Here is a 17,822-nt window from a genome sequence, read left to right as displayed (position 1 = left end):
CGCCCTTCGCACGCTCGGGGCAGGACCCGGGAAGGGGCCGGCGGCGGGCGCCTGCGGGAGGGCCTACCGTGAGGCGATGAGCAGCGCCGCCTCGATGGTCGACTGGGACCTCGCCGGACGCACCGCCCGCCGCCTGGTCGGCCCGGGGCCGGAGACCACGCGCGAGGAGGCCGCCGCCGTCGTCCGAGAGCTGCACGAGGCCGCCGCCACCGCCGTCGCGCACGTCGAGGGCCTCACCGGCCTGCGTCCGGTGCCGGGCGGCCCGGTGCCCGAGGTCGCCGTCGTCGACCGGCCCGGCTGGGTGGACGCCAACACCCAGGGGATGTCCGCGCTGCTCGACCCGCTGGTCGACGCGCTCGCCGCCCGGCAGGAGCACCGGCCCGGCCCTCTGGCCACCGCCATCGGCGCCCGCGCCACCGGTGTGCAGGCCGGCGGCGTGCTCGCCTTCCTCTCCGCCCGCGTGCTCGGCCAGTACGAGGTCTTCGGCACCGGCGGCAGGCTGCTCCTGGTGGCCCCGAACATCGTGGACGCCGAGCGCCGCCTCGGCGTCGACCCCGGCGACTTCCGGCTGTGGGTGTGCCTGCACGAGGTCACCCACCAGCTGCAGTTCACCGCCGTCCCGTGGCTCAAAGACCACCTCGAGGGACAGATGGCCGAGTTCGTCGAGGCCACCGACCTCGACCCCGACGTACTGCGCGACCGGCTCCGCGACGTGCTGCGCAGCGTCCTCGACGCCGCCCGCGGCGCCGACGGCGGGGACGACGCCGGGCTCATGGCGCTCGTGCAGGACCCCGCGCAGCGCGTCGTCCTGGACCGGGTCACCGCCGTCATGAGCCTGGTGGAGGGGCACGCCGAGTTCGTGATGGACGGCGTCGGCCCGGACGTCGTCCCGTCGGTGCGGACGCTGCGCAAGCGGTTCGCCCAGCGCCGCAAGGGCCGCGGCCCGATCGACCGCGTGCTGCGCCGGCTGCTCGGCCTCGAGCAGAAGATGCGGCAGTACGCCGAGGGCCGGGTGTTCGTCGGCGGGGTCGTCGACCTCGTCGGCATGGAAGGCTTCAACCGGGTGTGGGAGGGGCCGGAGAACCTGCCCCGGATCGAGGAGCTCACCGACCCCGCGCGCTGGGTCGAGCGGGTGCACGGCCGCCCCGCCATCCCCGCCTGAGAGGTCCCGTGACAGGTCCACCGCGGGCCGTCGCGGTCCTCCGCACGGCGGTGCGCCACGGCCTGCGGGCCGGCGACCGGCCGGTGCTCGTCGCGTGCAGCGGAGGAGCGGACTCCGTGGCCCTGGCCGCCGCCCTGGCCTTCGAGTCCCGGTCCGCCGGCGTGCCCGTCGGCGCGGTCACCGTCGACCACGGCCTGCAGCCGGGCTCCGCGCAGCGGGCCGAGCGGACGGCGCAGCTGCTCCGCGGGCTGGCCCTGGACCCGGTGCTCGTCCGCCGGGTGGCGGTCGGTGCGGACGGCGGGCCCGAGGGTGCCGCCCGCGCGGCGCGGTACGGGGCGCTCGCCGCCGTGGCCACCGACCTTGGCGCCCGCGTCGCGCTCGGGCACACCCTCGACGACCAGGCCGAGACGGTGCTCCTCGGGCTGGGCCGCGGTTCGGGGCCGCGGTCGGTCGCCGGCATGGTCGCCGAACGGACGACCGACGGCGTCCGCTGGTGGCGGCCGCTGCTCGGCGTCCGCCGGGCCACCGCCCGCGAGGCGTGCGCGGACCAGGGGTTGCCGGTCTGGGACGACCCCTGGAACGCCGACCCGGCGTACACCCGCGCCCGGCTGCGCGGCGAGGTGCTGCCGCTGATGGAGGAGGTGCTCGGCGGCGGTGTCGCGTCCGCCCTGGCCCGCACCGCCGAGCTGCTCCGGGACGACCTCGACGCCCTCGACGAGCTGGCCGCGGCGCAGCTGGCCCGCCTCGCCGGCGGGGACGGACTCGGCACCAGCGAGCTGGCCGGACTGCCCGCGGCGCTGCGCCGGCGGGTGCTCCGCGGGTGGCTGCGCAGCGCCGGCGTCCCCGACGTCCAGGCGGTGCACCTGCGGGCGGTGGAGGCGCTCGTCACGGCCTGGCGGGGGCAGGGCCGGGTCGATCTACCCGGCGGTGCAGGGGCCCTCCGGATGTCTGGCAGGCTGGTGCTGTCGCCCCCCGTCGTGCGGGGCCCCCGTCCCGAGGACGCACCCCACACCCGCGAGGAGTCCCACCCGTGAGCGAGCCCGCCAGCGCTCCAGCCGAGCTCGGCAACGACCACGGCTACGGCCCGGACATCGACCACGTGCTGCTCGGCGAGGAGCAGATCCAGGCCAAGATCGGGGAGCTCGCCGACCAGGTCGCCCGCGACTACGCCGGGCGCGAGGTGCTGCTCGTCGGTGTCCTCAAGGGCGCGGTGCTGTTCATGAGCGACTTCGCACGGGCGCTGCGGCTGCCCACACAGATGGAGTTCATGGCCGTCTCCTCCTACGGCTCGGCCACCAGCTCCTCCGGCGTCGTGCGCATCCTCAAGGACCTCGACCGCGACATCAGCGACCGGCACGTGCTGGTCATCGAGGACATCATCGACTCCGGGCTGACCCTGTCCTGGCTGCTGAAGAACCTCGGCGGACGGGGTCCGGCCTCGCTCGAGGTCTGCGCCCTGCTGCGCAAGCCCGAGGCGGTGAAGGTCGAGGTCCCGGTGCGCTACGTCGGCTTCGACATCCCCAACGAGTTCGTCGTCGGCTACGGCCTGGACTACGCCGAGCGCTACCGCGACCTGCCCTACATCGCGACCCTCAAGCCCGAGGTCTACCAATGACACCGCGGTCCTCCGGACCGCACCGCGGCCAGGTGCCGTCCCCCCGCTGAGCTGAGCCCGACCGTCGCACCCGGCGCGGACCCTCCGGGCCCGTCGGCGGGCGCGACTCTCGCCGGGCGGGTCACGTCGGGATCGCGCCATCGGGACCGCGATGTCAGGGCCCACCCGACGGGGGGTTGCCAGCCGGGACGCGGTCGCTGCACAGCTGTCGCACAGGCGCGCCGGTGTACCGTCGATCGCAACGACGCTGCACCGTAGCGCCAGGGTGCCCGCCCGGGCCGCAGGGGGCGTCCCCCGGACGATCAGGAGGGTGGACGGGACAGGCCGGAGCACCCGGCCGCCCGGCATCGGTGTATGGAACGCAAGAAGATCTTCCGCTCCGTGTGGTTCTGGGTCGTCCTCGTCGTCCTCCTGGCGCTGGCGTTCTCCTCGCTGTTCCGCGGCAACGGCGGCTTCCAGGAGGTCAGCACCGCCACCGCGCTCGAGCAGATCGAGAACGGCAACGCGCGACAGGTCACCATCAACGACAAGGAACAGACGCTCGACGTCGAGCTGGCCGACGCGGTCGAGGGCAGCGACCAGATCACCGCCTCCTACCCGCTGGGTGCCGCCGACGACGTCTTCGACCTGGTCTCCGGGCTGGGTGACGGCGACGGCGTCGACTTCAACACCAACGTCACGCAGGACAGCGTCCTGGTCAGCCTGCTGATCAGCTTCCTGCCGTTCGTGATCCTCCTGCTGCTGCTGTTCTGGCTGTTCAACTCCATGCAGGGCGGCGGCCGCGGGGTCATGGCCTTCGGCAAGTCCAAGGCCAAGCAGGTCACCAAGGACACCCCGAAGACGACGTTCGCCGACGTCGCCGGCGCGGACGAGGCCATCGAGGAACTGCAGGAGATCAAGGACTTCCTCGCCAACCCGGTCAAGTTCCAGGCCGTCGGCGCGAAGATCCCCAAGGGCGTGCTGCTGTTCGGCCCGCCCGGCACGGGCAAGACGCTGCTGGCCCGCGCCGTCGCCGGCGAGGCCGGGGTCCCGTTCTTCTCCATCTCCGGCTCGGACTTCGTCGAGATGTTCGTCGGCGTCGGCGCCAGCCGTGTGCGCGACCTGTTCGAGCAGGCCAAGCAGAACGCCCCGGCGATCATCTTCGTCGACGAGATCGACGCGGTCGGCCGGCACCGCGGCGCCGGCATGGGCGGCGGCCACGACGAGCGCGAGCAGACGCTCAACCAGATGCTCGTCGAGATGGACGGCTTCGACGTGAAGGGCGGCGTCATCATGATCGCCGCCACGAACCGGCCGGACATCCTCGACCCCGCGCTGCTGCGCCCGGGCCGCTTCGACCGCCAGATCGCCGTCGACCGCCCCGACCTCGAGGGCCGCAAGCGGATCCTCGAGGTGCACGCCAAGGGCAAGCCGCTCGCCCCGGACGTCGACCTGGAGACCGTGGCCCGCCGCACGCCCGGCTTCACCGGCGCCGACCTCGCCAACGTGCTCAACGAGGGCGCGCTGCTCACCGCCCGCACCAACGGCACGGTGATCACCGACGACCTCCTCGAGGAGGCGATCGACCGCGTCGTCGCCGGCCCGGAGCGCAAGACGCGGGCGATGAGCGAGAAGGAGAAGAAGGTCACCGCCTACCACGAGGGCGGCCACGCCCTGGTGGCGCACGCACTGCCCAACCTGGACCCGGTGCACAAGGTGACGATCCTGCCGCGCGGCCGCTCGCTCGGGCACACGCTCGTGCTGCCGACCGAGGACAAGTACACCCAGACCCGGTCGGAGATGATCGACACCCTCGCCTACGCCCTCGGCGGCCGGGCGGCCGAGGAGCTCGTGTTCCACGAGCCCACCACCGGCGCCGGCAACGACATCGAGAAGGCCACCGGGATGGCGCGGGCCATGGTCACCCAGTACGGCATGAGCGCCAAGCTCGGCGCGGTGAAGTACGGCACCAATGACGCCGAGCCGTTCATGGGTCGCGACATGCACTCCCGGCCGGACTACTCCGAGGCCGTCGCCGCCGACATCGACGCGGAGATCCGCGCCCTCATCGAGGCCGCGCACGACGAGGCGTGGGAGATCCTGGTCGAGTACCGGGGGGTCCTCGACCAGCTCGTGCTCGAGCTGATCGATAAGGAGACCCTGTCCAAGGAGGACATGGCCCGCATCTGCGCGCCGGTCACCAAGCGGCCGTCGCTGGCGCCGTACAACGGCTTCGGCAAGCGGACGCCGTCGGACCAGCCGCCGGTGCTCACCCCCGCCGAGCGGGCCGCGCAGAACGGCAACGGCCACGTCGGCCACGGCAGCACCGCCGTGGGGGACGTCGGCGCTCCCGCGCAGAGGTGAGCGAGCTCGCGAGCTCACCCGTGAGCACGGCAGCGCCGCGGACGTGTCCGACGAGCGCCGGCGAGGAGGTGGCGTGAGCGAGGTCCCGGCCGAGCCGGACGACCTGCTGCTGGAGCGGGCGCGGGCGGGCGTCGACCACGCCCGGGCCGCGGCCGCCGTCCGCGAGCTGCTGATCGCCGTCGGCGAGGACCCCGACCGTCCGGGCCTGCAGGACACCCCGGCCCGGGTCGCCCGCGCGTACGCGGAGACCTTCGCGGGGCTGTGGCAGGACCCGGCCGAGGTCCTGTCGACCACCTTCGACGAGGACCACGACGAGATGGTCCTGGTGAAGGACATCCCGATGTACTCGACCTGCGAGCACCACCTGGTGCCCTTCCACGGGGTCGCGCACATCGGCTACATCCCGGGCGAGGACGGGCGGGTCACCGGCCTGTCCAAGCTGGCCCGCCTGGTCGAGGTCTACGCCCGCCGCCCGCAGGTGCAGGAGCGGATGACCAGCCAGATCGCCGACGCGCTGGCCGACGTCCTCAAGCCGCGCGGCGTGCTGGTCGTCATCGAGGCCGAGCACCTGTGCATGGCCATGCGCGGCGTCCGCAAGCCCGGCTCGTCGACGGTGACTTCCGCCGTGCGCGGCATCTTCCGGGAGAACGGCGCCACCCGCAGCGAGGCGATGAGCCTCGTGCTGGGCCGGTGACGAGGCGAAGGCGACAGCGAGTGAGCAGCGCAGCGAGCCGTGCGAGCGAGGAGCGGAGCGAGCGCGGAGCCGAGCGGTGACCCTGCTCCAGCTGCCGCGCCCCGGCCACTGCGTGGTCATGGGGGTCCTCAACGTCACGCCCGACTCCTTCTCCGACGGCGGCTGCTTCGCCGACGCGGACACCGCCGTCGCGCACGGCCTGGCGATGCACGCCGCCGGCGCGGACTACGTCGACGTCGGCGGGGAGTCCACCCGCCCCGGGGCCGACCGGGTGGACGCCGCCGAGGAGTGCCGCCGGGTGGTGCCCGTGATCCGCGCGCTGTCCGCGGCCGGGGTGCGCACCAGCGTCGACACGACCCGCGCCGAGGTGGCCGAGGCGGCCCTCGAGGCGGGTGCGGTCCTGGTCAACGACGTCAGCGGCGGCCTGGCCGACGGGAACATGGCCCGGCTCGTCGCCGGGGCCGGCGTCCCCTGGGTGCTCATGCACTGGCGCGGGCACAGCCGCGAGATGTACGCCGCGGCCCAGTACGGCGACGTCGTCACCGAGGTCTGCGCGGAGCTCACCGCCCGGGTGGAGGACGTCGTCGCCGCGGGCGTCAGCCCCGGGCAGCTCGTCCTCGACCCCGGCCTGGGCTTCGCCAAGCGTGCCGAGCACAACTGGCGACTGCTCGCCGGCCTCGACCGCATCGTCGGCCTGGGCCTGCCGGTGCTCGTCGGCGCCTCCCGCAAGTCCTTCCTCGGCCGCCTGCTCGCCGCCGCCGACGGCACGCTGCGCCCGGCCGAGCAGCGGGACGCCGCCACCCTGGCCACCACGGTGCTGGCCGCGGAGGCCGGCGCGTGGGGGGTGCGCGTGCACGACGCGGCGGCCTCGGCCGACGCCGTCCGCACCGTCGCCGCCGTCCGGGCGGCCCGCCGCCAGGGGGAGCGCCGTGGCTGACGCCCGACCCGACCGCATCGCCGTCCGCGGGCTGACCGCGCACGCCTTCCACGGGGTGTACGAGGCCGAGCGGCGGCTGGGGCAGACCTTCCGCGTCGACGCCGTCCTCGAGCTCGATACCGCGCCGGCCGCGGCCGGCGACGACCTCGAGCGCACGGTCAACTACGCCGAGCTGGCCCGCGCGCTGCACGGCGTGCTGACCGGTGAGCCGGTCGACCTGCTGGAGACCCTCGCCCAGCGGCTGGCCGACGTCTGCCTGAGCGACCCGCTGGTCGACGCCGTCGAGGTCACCGTGCACAAGCCCGAGGCCGACCTCGGCGTGCCCTTCGACGACGTCACGGTCACCATCCGGCGGTTGAAGGACCCCGGAAGGACCCGCTCCTCCCCACGACTCGCACGCTCGTCGCGGGCCCCTGGGACGGGCCAGGACCCGCCGACCGAACAGGGCTCCGGTGTCTAGGGCGGTGCTGTCGCTGGGCGCCAACCTGGGGGACCGCGCCGCCGCGCTGCGCGCCGCGATCACCGCCCTCGAGGACGACGGCGTGCTCGTGGCCCGCTCGACGCTGTACGAGACGCCGCCGTGGGGGCCGGTCGAGCAGCCGCCCTACCTCAACGCGGTCGTCGTCGTCCGCGGCGACCGGGACGCGGCCGGCTGGCTGGCCCGCGCGCACGAGCTGGAGCAGGCCGCCGGGCGGACCCGCGACGTGCGCTGGGGGCCGCGCACCCTCGACGTCGACGTCGTCACGGTCACCGGGGACGACGACCGGCCGGTCCACTCCGACGACCCCGCGCTCACGCTGCCGCACCCCCGGGCGCACGAGCGCGCCTTCGTGCTGGTGCCGTGGGACAGCCTCGACCCCACCGCGGTGCTGCCCGGCCGCGGCCGGGTGAGCGACCTGCTGGCCGCGCTGCCGCCGGAGGACGTCGCGGCCGTCGTCCGCTGGGAGCACCTGCATTGAGCCCGGTGAACCGGCGCGACCTGCTGGTCCTCGCCGCCGGCCTGGCGGTCGCCGCCTGGCTGGTGGTGCGGGCGGGCTACGGCTCGCTGCCCACGCTGCGCTGGTGGCTGCCGGTGCCGCTCGGTGTCCTGGCCCTCGCCGAGGTCCTCGGCGCCCGCACGCTGCGCGCCCGGCTGGCCGCCCAGCGGGACCGCCGGCCACCGGCGGAGCGGAGCAGCGCGCCGGTCCGGCCGGTCGAGCCGATGCTGGTCGCCCGGCTCGCGGTCCTGGCGCAGGCCAGCGCCTACGTCGGCGCGGCCTTCGTCGGCATCTGGGTGGGCGTGCTGCTCTACGTGGGGCCGGCGGTCTCGCGGCTGCAGACGGCCGGGTCCGACACCGTCACCGGCGTCGTCGGCGTGGCCTGCTCGGCGGCGCTGGTCGCGGCCGCGCTGTGGCTGGAGTCCATCTGCCGCATCCCGCCGGGCCCCGATGACGAGACCCCGCAGGCCGACCCGGTCGCGTAGTCCCACCGGGGCGGACCGGTCGCGGGGGCCCGCAGGCCCCCTCCAGGGCACCGCAGCCCCCCCCGCAGGGGCGGGGGGAGGGGGTCCTTCTACGAGGGGTGGGGAGGAGGGGGTCCTTCCACCGACCGGGACACGGGCAGCGGCTCAGCGGCGATCGGGGCCGGTACCTGGCCGCGCTGTCGGCCGGTAGGCCGACGATGTGATCGACCGGCGGAGCGTGGCGTGCACCGAGGACGGGGTGAGGACGCCGAGGTAGCGGTCGCCGTCGAGCACCGGCACCCAGCCCGCGTCGGTCTGCAGGATCGTGGCCAGTGCCGTCCGCAGCGAGGCCTGCACCGGCACCGCGCCGTCCGAGCGGACGACGGCCGAGGCGACCGTCCCGGCACCCGCGGCGCGGCCGGCGGGCAGCCACCCGGCCGGGCGGCCGGCGTCGTCGAGCACCACGGCCCAGCCGGCGCCGGCGCGGTCGAGCGTGGCGCCCGCCTCCGCGAGCCCGTCGACGAGCCCGACCACGGGGGGCTGCTCGAGGTCGGCGGGCTCGATCGGCGTCACGGCGAGGCGCTTGAGCCCGCGGTCGGCGCCGACGAAGTCGGCCACCGTCCGGTTGGCCGGCCGGCCCAGCAGCTCGGCGGGCGGGGCGAACTGCTCGACGTGCCCGCCGGTGCTCATCACGGCGATGCGGTCGCCGAGCCGCACCGCCTCCTCGATGTCGTGGGTGACGAAGACGATCGTCTTCCGCACCGTCTCCTGCAGCCGCAGGAACTCCGACTGCAGGCGCTCGCGGACCACCGGGTCGACGGCGGAGAACGGCTCGTCCATCAGCAGGACGCCGGGGTCCGCGGCCAGCGCCCGGGCGACGCCGGCCCGTTGCCGCTGCCCGCCGGAGAGCTGGGCGGGATAGCGGTCCCCGTGGACGGCGGGATCGAGGCCGACCAGGCCGAGCAGCTCCTCGACCCGATCGCGGATCTCCCGGCGGTCCCAGCCCAGCAGCCGCGGCACGGTGGCGACGTTGGCGCGCACCGTCTGGTGGGGGAACAGCCCGACGCTCTGGATGACGTAGCCGATGCGTCGGCGCAGCCGGTCGGCGTCGACCCCGGTGACGTCTTCGCCGCCGAGCAGGATGCGGCCGGTGGTGGGCTCGATGATCCGGTTGACCATCTTCATCGTCGTCGTCTTGCCGCAGCCCGATGGCCCGACCAGCACCGACAGCTCCCCGGCGGCGAACGTCAGGTCGAGCTCGGCCACGCCGACGGTGCCGTCGGGGTAGACCTTGCTGACCCCCTCCAGCCGGATCTCGGGGGCGTCGCCGGCCGCGCGGTGGGCCGTGCGCAGCGCGGGGGGAGCGGCAGTAGCGTCCACGGCGTGGCCTCCCTGGGTGCGCTGAGCGCGGTGAGCGTCCCGGCGGCCCCGGTGCTCGCCGCGGACGCGGCGCCGAACCCCTGGTTCGACCCGTCGTACGTGACCGACAACTGGGACACCATTGTGGGCCACCTCGGCCAGCACGTCAGGCTCACGGTCGGCGCGGTGCTGCTCGGGGCGCTGATCGCCCTGCCGCTGGCGCTGCTCGCCCGGCGCACCCGGTTCCTGGCCGGCCCGGTGCTCGGCCTGAGCTCGATCGTCTACACGATCCCGTCGCTGGCGATGTTCGCTTTCCTCGCGCCCTTCACCGGCTCGCTCTCGGCCACCACGGTGCTGGTCGGCCTGACCCTCTACACGCTCGTCATCCTGGTGCGGAACTTCCTCGCCGGGTTGCAGGGCGTGCCCGCGGACGTCCGCGAGGCCGCCCGCGGCATGGGCTACGGCTCCGCGCGGCTGTTCCTGCGGGTCGACCTGCCGCTGGCCCTCCCGGCCTTCATGGCGGGCCTGCGGATCGCCACCGTCTCGACGGTCGCCCTGGTCACCGTCGGGGTGATCACGGGCAACGGCGGGCTGGGGCAGCTGATCGTCGGCGGCCTCAACGCGAACTTCTACCGGGCCGAGATCGTCACCGGCGCCGTCGGTTGCGTGCTGCTCGCGCTGGTCGCCGACGTGCTGCTGGCCGGGCTGGAGCGGCTGCTCACCCCGTGGACGAGGGCGGCGCGGTGAGCGCCTTCGGCGACGCCTTCGTCTACCTCAACGACCCGTTCAACTGGACCCGGTCCGGCGGCATCCTCGACCTGCTGGTCGCGCACCTGCGGATCTCCGCGCTGGCCGTGCTGCTCGCCGCCGTCCTCGCCGTCCCCACCGGGGTGCTGCTGGGCCGCAGCGGCCGGGGCGGCGGAGCCGTCGTCGTCCTCTCCAACGTCAGCCGGGCCGTGCCCACCCTCGCCCTGCTCACCGTCCTGGCGGTGACCCCGCTGGGGTTCAGCGAGCTCGGCACCGTCCTGGCGCTGGCCGCCTTCGCCGTCCCGCCGATGCTCACCAACACGTACGTGGGCTTCCGCGAGGTGGACCGGGACGTCCGGGAGGCCGCCCGGGCGATGGGCATGAGCCGCGGCCAGATGCTGACCCGGGTCGAGTTCCCGCTCGCCCTGCCGCTGGTCGCGACCGGCGTGCGGACGGCGGCGGTGCAGGTCGTCGCCACCGCGACCCTCGCCGCCCTCGTCGGCGGGGGTGGGCTCGGGCGGATCATCAACCTCGGCTTCGGCCAGCAGGATCACGGCCTGATCCTCGCCGGCGCCGTGCTGGTGGCCGCCCTCGCGCTGCTCACCGAGCTCGTCCTCGTGCTCGTGTCGGCGGCGCTGACGCCCGGCCCGCGCCGGTGGCCCGTGCGCCCCGTGCGGGCGCCGCGCGCCGGGCAGCCGGAGCCGACGTCGTCCGGCGTACCGCTCTGACGGCCGCCGGGGTCCTCCTGTCTGCGGGGGGCCTTGCGTAACAACCGGGCAACAGCTGGCCGGTGCGCGTGACCCGGTGGGGTGAGCAGCGGTTCCATGACTGCGCGGGGCTCCTCCCGCCAGACACGCGCCGCGGTCGGACGACCGCGCGGGACACAGAAGGCGGTCGGTATGCACAGCCGTGCACGGATCCTCGTTCCCCTCGCCCTCACCGGGCTGCTGCTCACCGCCTGCGGGGAGTCCGGCTCGTCGGGCACCGGCGGTGCCGAGGCCAGCGGGGGCAGCGCGTCCGGCGACGCCTGCGCGCCCGTGGCCGGCGAGCAGCTGGTGGTGCTCGAGGACGACCAGCGGCTGCAGAACGCCGACAACGTCGTCCCGGCGGTCAACATGGCCACCGCGATGGCCAACCCCGCCCTGCTGCCGGCGCTCGACGCGGTGTCCGCGGCGCTGACCACCGAGGAGCTCATCGAGCTCAACGCCGCCGTCGACCTCGAGCGGCAGAGCGCCGAGGACGTCGCCGCCGCCTGGGTCGAGGAGAACGTCGACGCCGCCACCCTCGAGCAGGGCAGCGGCCCGGTCGTGGTGGGGGGCTCGAACTTCACCGAATCGACGATCCTGGCCAACGTCTACGCCGACGTGCTCGGCGCCGCGGGCTTCGACGCCTCGGTGCGCGAGGTCGGCAACCGCGAGCTGTACCTGCCCGCGCTCATCTCCGGCTCGGAGATCCAGGTCTTCCCGGAGTACCTGTCGACGGTGACCGACGAGCTCAACGAACTCACCAACGGCCCCACGGACGACGGCCCGGCCACCGGCGACGTGCAGGAGACGCGGACCGCGCTGCAGCCGCTGGCCGAGCAGGCCGGCCTGGTCTTCGGCGAGCCGTCCGAGGCCGCCGACCAGAACGCCTTCGCCGTCACCCAGGCCCTCGCCGACGAGCTCGGCGTGGCCACGCTCTCCGAGCTGGCCGACGCGTGCGGCGACGGCTCGCTGGTCCTCGGCGGCCCCACGGAGTGCCCGGAGCGGCCGCAGTGCCAGCCGGGTCTGGAGGAGACCTACGGCCTGCAGTTCGCCGATTTCCGGGAGCTCGACGCCGGCGGTCCGCTGACCAAGGCGGCGCTGCAGCAGGGCGAGGTCTCGATCGGCCTCGTGTTCAGCTCGGACGGCGCGCTCGCGCAGCAGGGCTGAGCGGGCCGGCGCTCCCGTCGGTGCGGCACCGGCCGCCCGGCGGGAGCGCTCCCGCCGCACGAGGGGTGGGCGCTCTCCCGGGGTCGTGACCCGGTATGGGCACACGAGGGCTCAAGGAGGACGCACGGGACGCCGATGGGTCCCTGACCGTTCCCGGAGGAGTCCTGGTGATCACCCGTCGTCGCCCGCGAGGCCGCCACGCCGCACCGCCGCGTCGGCGCGCCGTCGCCGCGGCGCGTCGACGGGGGCGGCTCGCGGTCGTCGCGGCGGCCGGGCAGGTGCGGGTCGGCGACGTCGTGGTCCACGCTCTCGCCCGCTCCGGCCGCACCCCGGTGCACCGGATGGGCAGGCACGGACCGTCGTGAGCGAGCACCACGCGCACCCCGGGCGGGCCCGGCTGCGCCGGCCCGCGGCCCGGGCCGCGCTGGCCGGCTGCGCGGCCCTCCTCACCGCCGTCCTCGCCCTCGCCGCCCCTGGCGGAGCCTGGGCGACCTTCACCGCCAGCACGGGCAGCACGGGCAACCAGCTGGCGGCCATGGCCGTCTTCCCCGACTACCGCACCGCCGTCCAGAGCAGCGGTCCGGTCGTGTACCACCCCTTCGACGACGCGTACGGCAGCTCGACGGCCGCGGCCCTCGCGGGCTCGGCGGGCACGTACAACGGCGCCGCAGCCCCCTCGAGCGCCACCGCCACGGCGATCGCAGCCGGCGCAGGCGGTCCACGAGGGGCCGTGCGCTTCCCCGCCGGCACCCACGCCGCAGCCGACACCAGCACCTCGATCACCGGCGCCGCGGTGAACACGGTCGCGCTGACCCTCGAGGCCTGGGTGCGCACCGGGTCCGGCGGAGCGGTGGTGAGCCTGCTCCCGGAGGGCTCCGACCCGACCGGTGGCAGGCCGCAGATGTACGTCAACGCGGCCGGTCAGGTCTGCGTCGGACTGACCCTGCAGTCCCCGTACACCCTGCAGGAGGTGTGCGGCTACGACGCCTCCGACACCAAGGCGTGGACCCCCGCCGACCAGGCCTCCCCTGCGTGGCACCACGTCGCCGCGGTGGTCGACCCCACCGCTCCGGCCGGCACCGTGCCGTGCGACTCCGCCGGCACGCAGGTCGTCGTCTACGTCGACGGCGCGGTCGTCTACGACCGGGGGCTCTGCGCGACCTGGCCCCAGAGCGTGGCCGGGCGCTGGCGGGTGGGCAGCGCACCGATCCCGACCGACGTCATCGCCGCGACCGGCGAGCAGGAGGGTCCGGCGCCGGACACCTACACCGGCGACGTCGACGAGGTCGCCGTGTACGCCGGGGCGCTGACCGCGGCCGAGATCAAGACGCACCACGACCTCGGCAGGGGCACCGTCGCCGGCGACTACGCGGCGACCGTGAAGGCCACCCCCTCCCTGCACCTGTACTGGCAGCTGGACGGCGTTCCGGGTGCCGGCGCCGCGCGGACCGTCGCCGACGCGTCCACCCACTCCCGCGCCGGAACGCACCGCAGCCACCCCGACCTCGGAGTGGGCGGGGCACCCACCGGGACGCCGACCCCCGGGACCGCGGTCGGGCTCAGCGGCGTCGACGACATCTCCACCGGCGCCGGCCGTACGACGCCGACGGCCTTCTCCGCCGAGGTGTGGTTCCGCTCCTCCGGCGGCACGGGCCCGCTGGCCAGCTTCGGCCCCACCCGGACGGGCAGCGCGACGGTGCCCGACGTGGCGGTCCACCTGACCGCCGGCGGCAGCCTGGCCTTCGCTGTCCGCAGCCCCCAGCGGACCGTGGTTTCCGCCCGCGACCACCGCGACGGCGCCTGGCACCTGGTGACGGCCACGATGAGCTCCGGTGGGCGTATGCGCCTGTACGTCGACGGCGTCCTGGTGCAGGAGGACGTGTCGTCCACGGCGACCTCGACGCTCACGGGCTTCTGGCGCTGGGGTGGCGGCGGCGACTACAGCGCCTTCGCGACCCGGCCGGGGGCGCCGTTCTTCACCGGCCGGCTGGACGAGGCGTCGGTGTACGACCGGGAGCTGTCCCCGGAGGACGTCGCCGTCCACTGGGCTGCTCGCTGACCGCCGCCCCGCCTGACGACGGAGCGGCCCGCGCGAGGCCGCCGTCCCGGGAGGGGCGGCGTTCCCGGCGTCTCGACGTTCCGTTGCGTGGTCAGGAGGCTCCGCGCCGTTACGCTGACCGACGTGCGGGGGGACCGGGACGACGCGTCGGCGCACCCGGTTGCGGGTCCGGCGTCCCCGGGCCTGCGGACGCTGGGCCTGGTCGCGGGCTCCGTCCTGGCAGTCGCGGCCACCGTCGTCGTCCTCCTCACCGACGACCCGCGGGTGCTCCGGCTGGCCGTCGTCGCCGCCGCGTGGGGGTTCGTGCTCGCCGCGCTCGTCGCCTCCCGGCGCTCCCCGGGGGGCGCCCCGGCCGGCGGCGACGAGCGGGCGGCCGTCGAGCGCGCGGCCGCCGTCGAGCGCGCCGAGGTCGAACGCGCGGCCGCCGAGCGCGAGGCCGAGCTGCGGCTGGCGCACGAGCTCGAGCTCGAACGGGAGGTCGCGGGCCGCCGCGAGCACGAGCTGCGGGTGGAGAACGAGCTGCGCCGCACGGCCGAGCAGTCGATGCGCACGGAGCTGGAGGCGCTGCGCGCGGAGCTGGCCTCGGTCGGCGAGCTGCGGCGGGACATGGCCCAGCTGGCGGAGCTGCGGCAGGAGGTGGGCCAGCTCGCCGGCCTGCGCCGTGAGGTGGCCGAGGTCGCCGCGCTGCGCCAGGACCTGACCGGTCTCGCCGAGCTGCGCACCGCCCTCGCCGGCCTGGATCTCACCGCCCTGACCGAGCTGCGCACCGACGTCGGCCGGCTGCGCGCCGAGCTGACCGAGCAGCTGTCCGGCGAGATGCTCGTCGAGCGGGTCCTGCTGCGCACCCAGTCCATCCGGACCGCCCCCGCCGCCGCACCCGAGCACCCCGCGCCCCGGACGGTCGACGCCGACGGCTGGACCTCCCCGGCACCGGAGCTGACCGCTGCCCTGCCGGCGGTGCGGGCCGACGAGCCGGGCCCCGGCACCCGCCAGGTGGCGCAGGTCCGCGCCGAGCCGCGCCGCGCGCCCGCCCCGCCGCCCCCGCCGCTGGACTGGCTGGCCGGGCGGTCGCTGATCGAGCCCGACGCCGCGGCCGAGGCGCGGGACACCCGGCACGCGACCGCCGCCGAGGCGCCCCCGCCGTCGTTGGACCGGCCGGCCGATCGGTCGCTGCCGCCCCTCCCGACGTCCGGCGAGACCGAGCCGAGCCGACGCCGCACCGACGCCCTGGCACCCGCCGCCCCGCCCGCGCCGGACGAGCTGCTCGCCACCGAGCGGCCGTCCCCCCAGCGGCAGCGCCCGCCGGTCCCCGTGCCGACGGCGGCCGCGCCGGCCGCCGAGGCGCCCGTCCCGGCGGGCGAGGACTCCGGGCGGCGGCTGACGGAGCTGCTGGCCGAGAGCGGCCTCACCCCGCCGTCCGGCGGGCGCCGCCGACGCCGCTACCGCGAGGACGACGAGCCCGACGACGTCCTCGCGCGGGTGCTCGGCCTCAGCTGAGCAAGGACCCCCGTGCCCCCCACCGCTCGCGAGCTCGCGGCGGGCCCCTGCACGGGGGCCGCGGACCTCACGCCGGACCGCGGGAGAGCGCACCGCCGTCGAGCACCAGCGTCTGGCCGGTGACCCAGCCCGCGCCGTCGCCGAGCAGGTAGGCCGCGGCCTCGCCGACGTCCTCGAGCACGCCCAGCCGGCCGACCGGGTACTGCGCCGCGACCTCCGCCTCGCAGCCCTCGTAGAGCGCCCCTGCGAAGCGGGTCTTCACCACCGCCGGCGCGACCGCGTTGACCCGCACCGTCGGGCCGAGCTCGACGGCGAGCTGGGTGACCAGGTTGACCAGCGCCGCCTTGCTCACCCCGTAGCCGCCGATCATCGGCGAGGCCTTCGGCCCGGCCACCGAGGCGACGACGAGCACGGAGCCGCCGTGCTCGGCCATACACGCCCGCCACCGCCTCCTGGACCAGGCCCAGGGTGCCGACGACGTTGGTGTCGAGGATCTTGCGGAAGCCGTCCAGCGGGAGGTCGACCAGCGGGCCGTACACCGGGTTGATGCCGACGTTGCCGACCAGCACCTCCAGGCCGCCGAAGGTGTCGACGGCGGTGCGCACGGCCTCGGCCCCGTGCGCGGCGTCCCCGCGTTGCCGGCGACGCCCACCGCCACCTCCGGGCCGCCCAGCGCGGACACCGCCTCGGCCAGCGCGCCGGGCGTGCGGCCGGTGACGACGACTCGCGCGCCCCGCGCCACCAGGCTCCGCGCGATCCCCAGGCCGATGCCCCGGCTCCCGCCGGTGACCAGCGCCGTCCGTCCCTCGAACGTGCCCACCCCTCTCCTCCCGCCGTGCGTCCGCGTCGCCGCCGGACACCGTAGGTGGCCCTGTGAGGTGCCCCACACATCAGGGGTGAGACGTTGCAGACGTCCTGAACCGGTCACACACTCGCGTTCGGCGCGACACCTGCGTGACACCTCCGGTCGCAGCGGGTCCAGCGCCGGCACCACCGCACAGCCGTGACACCCGACGGGCTCCGACGGGGGAGTCCGCGACCACCGAGTCCGGTACCCGCGAGGGACTGGAACGAGAGGTGCACCGATGCCTGCTGCCCGCAGGACGCTCCGCGCTGCCGGTCTCAGCCCGGCCGACTCCGCTCCCGCCCGCCTCCGCGTCGGCATCGTCGGCGCCGGGCGCGTCGGCGCCGTCCTCGGCGCCGCCCTCACCGCCGCCGGCCACGACGTCGTCGCCGCCGCCGGCCTCTCCACCGCCTCCGCCGAGCGCGCCGCCCGGCTGCTGCCCGGCGTGCCGCTGCTACCCACCGACGAGGTCGTCGCCGCCGCGGACCTCGTGGTCCTCACCGTCCCCGACGACAGCCTGGCCGGTCTGGTCTCCGGCCTGGCCGAGACCGGGATCTGGCGCGCCGGGCAGCTGGCCTTCCACACCTCGGGGGCCCACGGCCTGGCCGTCCTCGCCCCCGCCGCGCGGGCCGGCGTCCTGCCGCTGGCCCTGCACCCGGCGATGACCTTCACCGGCGCCCCCGAGGACGCCGACCGGCTCGCCGGCGCCCCCTTCGGCGTCACCAGCGCCCCGGAGCACCGGGCGGTGGCCGAGACGCTGGTCCTGGAGATGGGCGGCGAGCCGTTCTTCGTCGCCGAGGCCGACCGCGGGCTGTACCACGCCGCGCTGGTCACCGGCGCGAACCACCTGGTCACGCTGGTCGCCGAGGCCGCGGACCTGCTGCGCACCGCGGGCGTCGCCGAGCCCGGGCGGGTGCTCGCCCCGCTGCTCACCGCCGCACTCGACAACGGCCTGCGCCGCGGCGACCGGGGGCTCACCGGCCCGGTCAGCCGCGGGGACGTCGGCACCGTGCGCCGGCACCTGGACACCCTCACCGAGCGGGCGCCGGACTCGGTCGCGGCCTACGTCGCGCTGGCCCGGCGCACCACCGAGCGCGCCCTCGCCACCGGCCGGCTCAAGCGGCACGAGGGCTCCCCGCTGGTCGAGCTGTTCGATGGCCACGGGCCGGGTGCCCTCGCGAGCGTGCGAGCGGAGGGCTGACCGTGGTCCC

17 protein-coding genes and 2 pseudogenes are annotated in these 17,822 nt (G+C 75.8%); 15 read left to right on the top strand and 4 right to left on the bottom strand.

All coding sequences use genetic code 11. From position 1 onward, the window contains the following. Positions 1-76: 76 nt before the first annotated feature. The 9 genes from BLW63_RS09290 to BLW63_RS09250 all read left to right on the top strand — a co-directional run bounded on the left by BLW63_RS09290 (position 77) and on the right by BLW63_RS09250 (position 8,213). Positions 77-1,162: a zinc-dependent metalloprotease gene (locus BLW63_RS09290; RefSeq protein ID WP_091154157.1), complete on the top strand. Its 1,086-nt coding sequence runs from the start codon at positions 77-79 to the stop codon at positions 1,160-1,162. Positions 1,163-1,170: 8 nt separating this feature from the next. Next, positions 1,171-2,196 carry a tRNA lysidine(34) synthetase TilS gene (tilS, locus tag BLW63_RS09285; protein ID WP_091154153.1) on the top strand — a complete coding sequence of 342 codons (1,026 nt, stop codon included), beginning with the start codon at positions 1,171-1,173 and terminating at the stop codon, positions 2,194-2,196. Next, complete coding sequence (gene hpt / locus BLW63_RS09280) at positions 2,193-2,777, top strand: hypoxanthine phosphoribosyltransferase (RefSeq protein ID WP_091154150.1); 585 nt, start codon at positions 2,193-2,195, stop codon at positions 2,775-2,777. Before tilS ends, hpt begins: the two co-directional genes overlap by 4 nt. A gap of 354 nt (positions 2,778-3,131) precedes the next feature. Beyond that, on the top strand, positions 3,132-5,120 hold the full coding sequence (gene ftsH, locus BLW63_RS09275; RefSeq protein ID WP_091154146.1) for an ATP-dependent zinc metalloprotease FtsH: 1,989 nt from the start codon (positions 3,132-3,134) through the stop codon (positions 5,118-5,120). A 73-nt stretch (positions 5,121-5,193) separates the two neighbouring features. Next, a complete protein-coding gene (folE, locus tag BLW63_RS09270) occupies positions 5,194-5,814 on the top strand; it encodes a GTP cyclohydrolase I FolE (RefSeq protein WP_091154142.1) in 621 nt (206 codons plus the stop codon). 76 nt (positions 5,815-5,890) lie between these two features. Next, entirely contained in the window at positions 5,891-6,751 is an 861-nt protein-coding gene (gene folP, locus BLW63_RS09265; protein ID WP_091154139.1) for a dihydropteroate synthase, read from the top strand. Beyond that, positions 6,744-7,211 (top strand): dihydroneopterin aldolase, encoded by a 468-nt coding sequence (gene folB / locus BLW63_RS09260; protein ID WP_244522461.1) that lies wholly within the window; start codon positions 6,744-6,746, stop codon positions 7,209-7,211. Before folP ends, folB begins: the two co-directional genes overlap by 8 nt. Then, entirely contained in the window at positions 7,204-7,710 is a 507-nt protein-coding gene (folK, locus tag BLW63_RS09255) for a 2-amino-4-hydroxy-6-hydroxymethyldihydropteridine diphosphokinase (protein WP_091154135.1), read from the top strand. The genes folB and folK overlap by 8 nt, the downstream gene beginning before the upstream one ends. 5 nt (positions 7,711-7,715) lie before the next feature. After that, positions 7,716-8,213 (top strand): DUF3180 domain-containing protein, encoded by a 498-nt coding sequence (locus BLW63_RS09250; protein WP_244522460.1) that lies wholly within the window; start codon positions 7,716-7,718, stop codon positions 8,211-8,213. A gap of 144 nt (positions 8,214-8,357) precedes the next feature. Here the strand turns inward: BLW63_RS09250 and BLW63_RS09245 are convergent, their stop codons facing one another. After that, positions 8,358-9,572 carry an ABC transporter ATP-binding protein gene (locus BLW63_RS09245; RefSeq protein WP_244522459.1) on the bottom strand — a complete coding sequence of 405 codons (1,215 nt, stop codon included), beginning with the start codon at positions 9,570-9,572 and terminating at the stop codon, positions 8,358-8,360. A 3-nt stretch (positions 9,573-9,575) separates the two neighbouring features. Between BLW63_RS09245 and BLW63_RS09240 the strand changes: the two genes are divergently transcribed. The 5 genes from BLW63_RS09240 (at position 9,576) to BLW63_RS09215 (ending at position 15,767) form a co-directional block, all read left to right on the top strand. After that, on the top strand, positions 9,576-10,298 hold the full coding sequence (locus tag BLW63_RS09240) for an ABC transporter permease (protein ID WP_091154128.1): 723 nt from the start codon (positions 9,576-9,578) through the stop codon (positions 10,296-10,298). Beyond that, entirely contained in the window at positions 10,295-11,026 is a 732-nt protein-coding gene (locus BLW63_RS09235; RefSeq protein ID WP_091154848.1) for an ABC transporter permease, read from the top strand. Before BLW63_RS09240 ends, BLW63_RS09235 begins: the two co-directional genes overlap by 4 nt. Before the next feature lie 171 nt (positions 11,027-11,197). Further along, positions 11,198-12,211 carry a glycine betaine ABC transporter substrate-binding protein gene (locus BLW63_RS09230; protein WP_091154124.1) on the top strand — a complete coding sequence of 338 codons (1,014 nt, stop codon included), beginning with the start codon at positions 11,198-11,200 and terminating at the stop codon, positions 12,209-12,211. A 361-nt stretch (positions 12,212-12,572) separates the two neighbouring features. Then, positions 12,573-14,270: a LamG domain-containing protein gene (locus tag BLW63_RS09220; RefSeq protein WP_091154117.1), complete on the top strand. Its 1,698-nt coding sequence runs from the start codon at positions 12,573-12,575 to the stop codon at positions 14,268-14,270. Positions 14,271-14,393: 123 nt separating this feature from the next. Then, positions 14,394-15,767: a coiled-coil domain-containing protein gene (locus tag BLW63_RS09215; protein ID WP_091154114.1), complete on the top strand. Its 1,374-nt coding sequence runs from the start codon at positions 14,394-14,396 to the stop codon at positions 15,765-15,767. Positions 15,768-15,834: 67 nt separating this feature from the next. Here BLW63_RS09215 and BLW63_RS09210 read toward each other — a convergent pair whose 3' ends face one another. The 3 genes and pseudogenes from BLW63_RS09210 to BLW63_RS27870 form a co-directional block, all read right to left on the bottom strand. Continuing rightward, positions 15,835-16,200 (bottom strand): SDR family oxidoreductase, encoded by a 366-nt coding sequence (locus BLW63_RS09210; RefSeq protein ID WP_280140508.1) that lies wholly within the window; start codon positions 16,198-16,200, stop codon positions 15,835-15,837. A gap of 70 nt (positions 16,201-16,270) precedes the next feature. After that, positions 16,271-16,336: pseudogene (locus tag BLW63_RS28545) on the bottom strand (hypothetical protein); the annotation flags it as partial. A 107-nt stretch (positions 16,337-16,443) separates the two neighbouring features. Beyond that, positions 16,444-16,932 (bottom strand): annotated as a pseudogene (locus BLW63_RS27870) (SDR family NAD(P)-dependent oxidoreductase); the annotation flags it as partial. Between BLW63_RS27870 and BLW63_RS09205 the strand changes: the two are divergent. Further along, positions 16,853-17,812 (top strand): Rossmann-like and DUF2520 domain-containing protein, encoded by a 960-nt coding sequence (locus tag BLW63_RS09205; RefSeq protein WP_091154110.1) that lies wholly within the window; start codon positions 16,853-16,855, stop codon positions 17,810-17,812. The pseudogene BLW63_RS27870 and the gene BLW63_RS09205 overlap by 80 nt on opposite strands. The last annotated feature ends 10 nt before the right edge of the window (positions 17,813-17,822 follow it).

The sequence above is a fragment of the Geodermatophilus africanus genome (genome assembly GCF_900107105.1).
Taxonomy (GTDB): Bacteria; Actinomycetota; Actinomycetes; order Mycobacteriales; family Geodermatophilaceae; genus Geodermatophilus; species Geodermatophilus africanus.
This window is presented reverse-complemented; position numbering and strand designations above follow the sequence as displayed.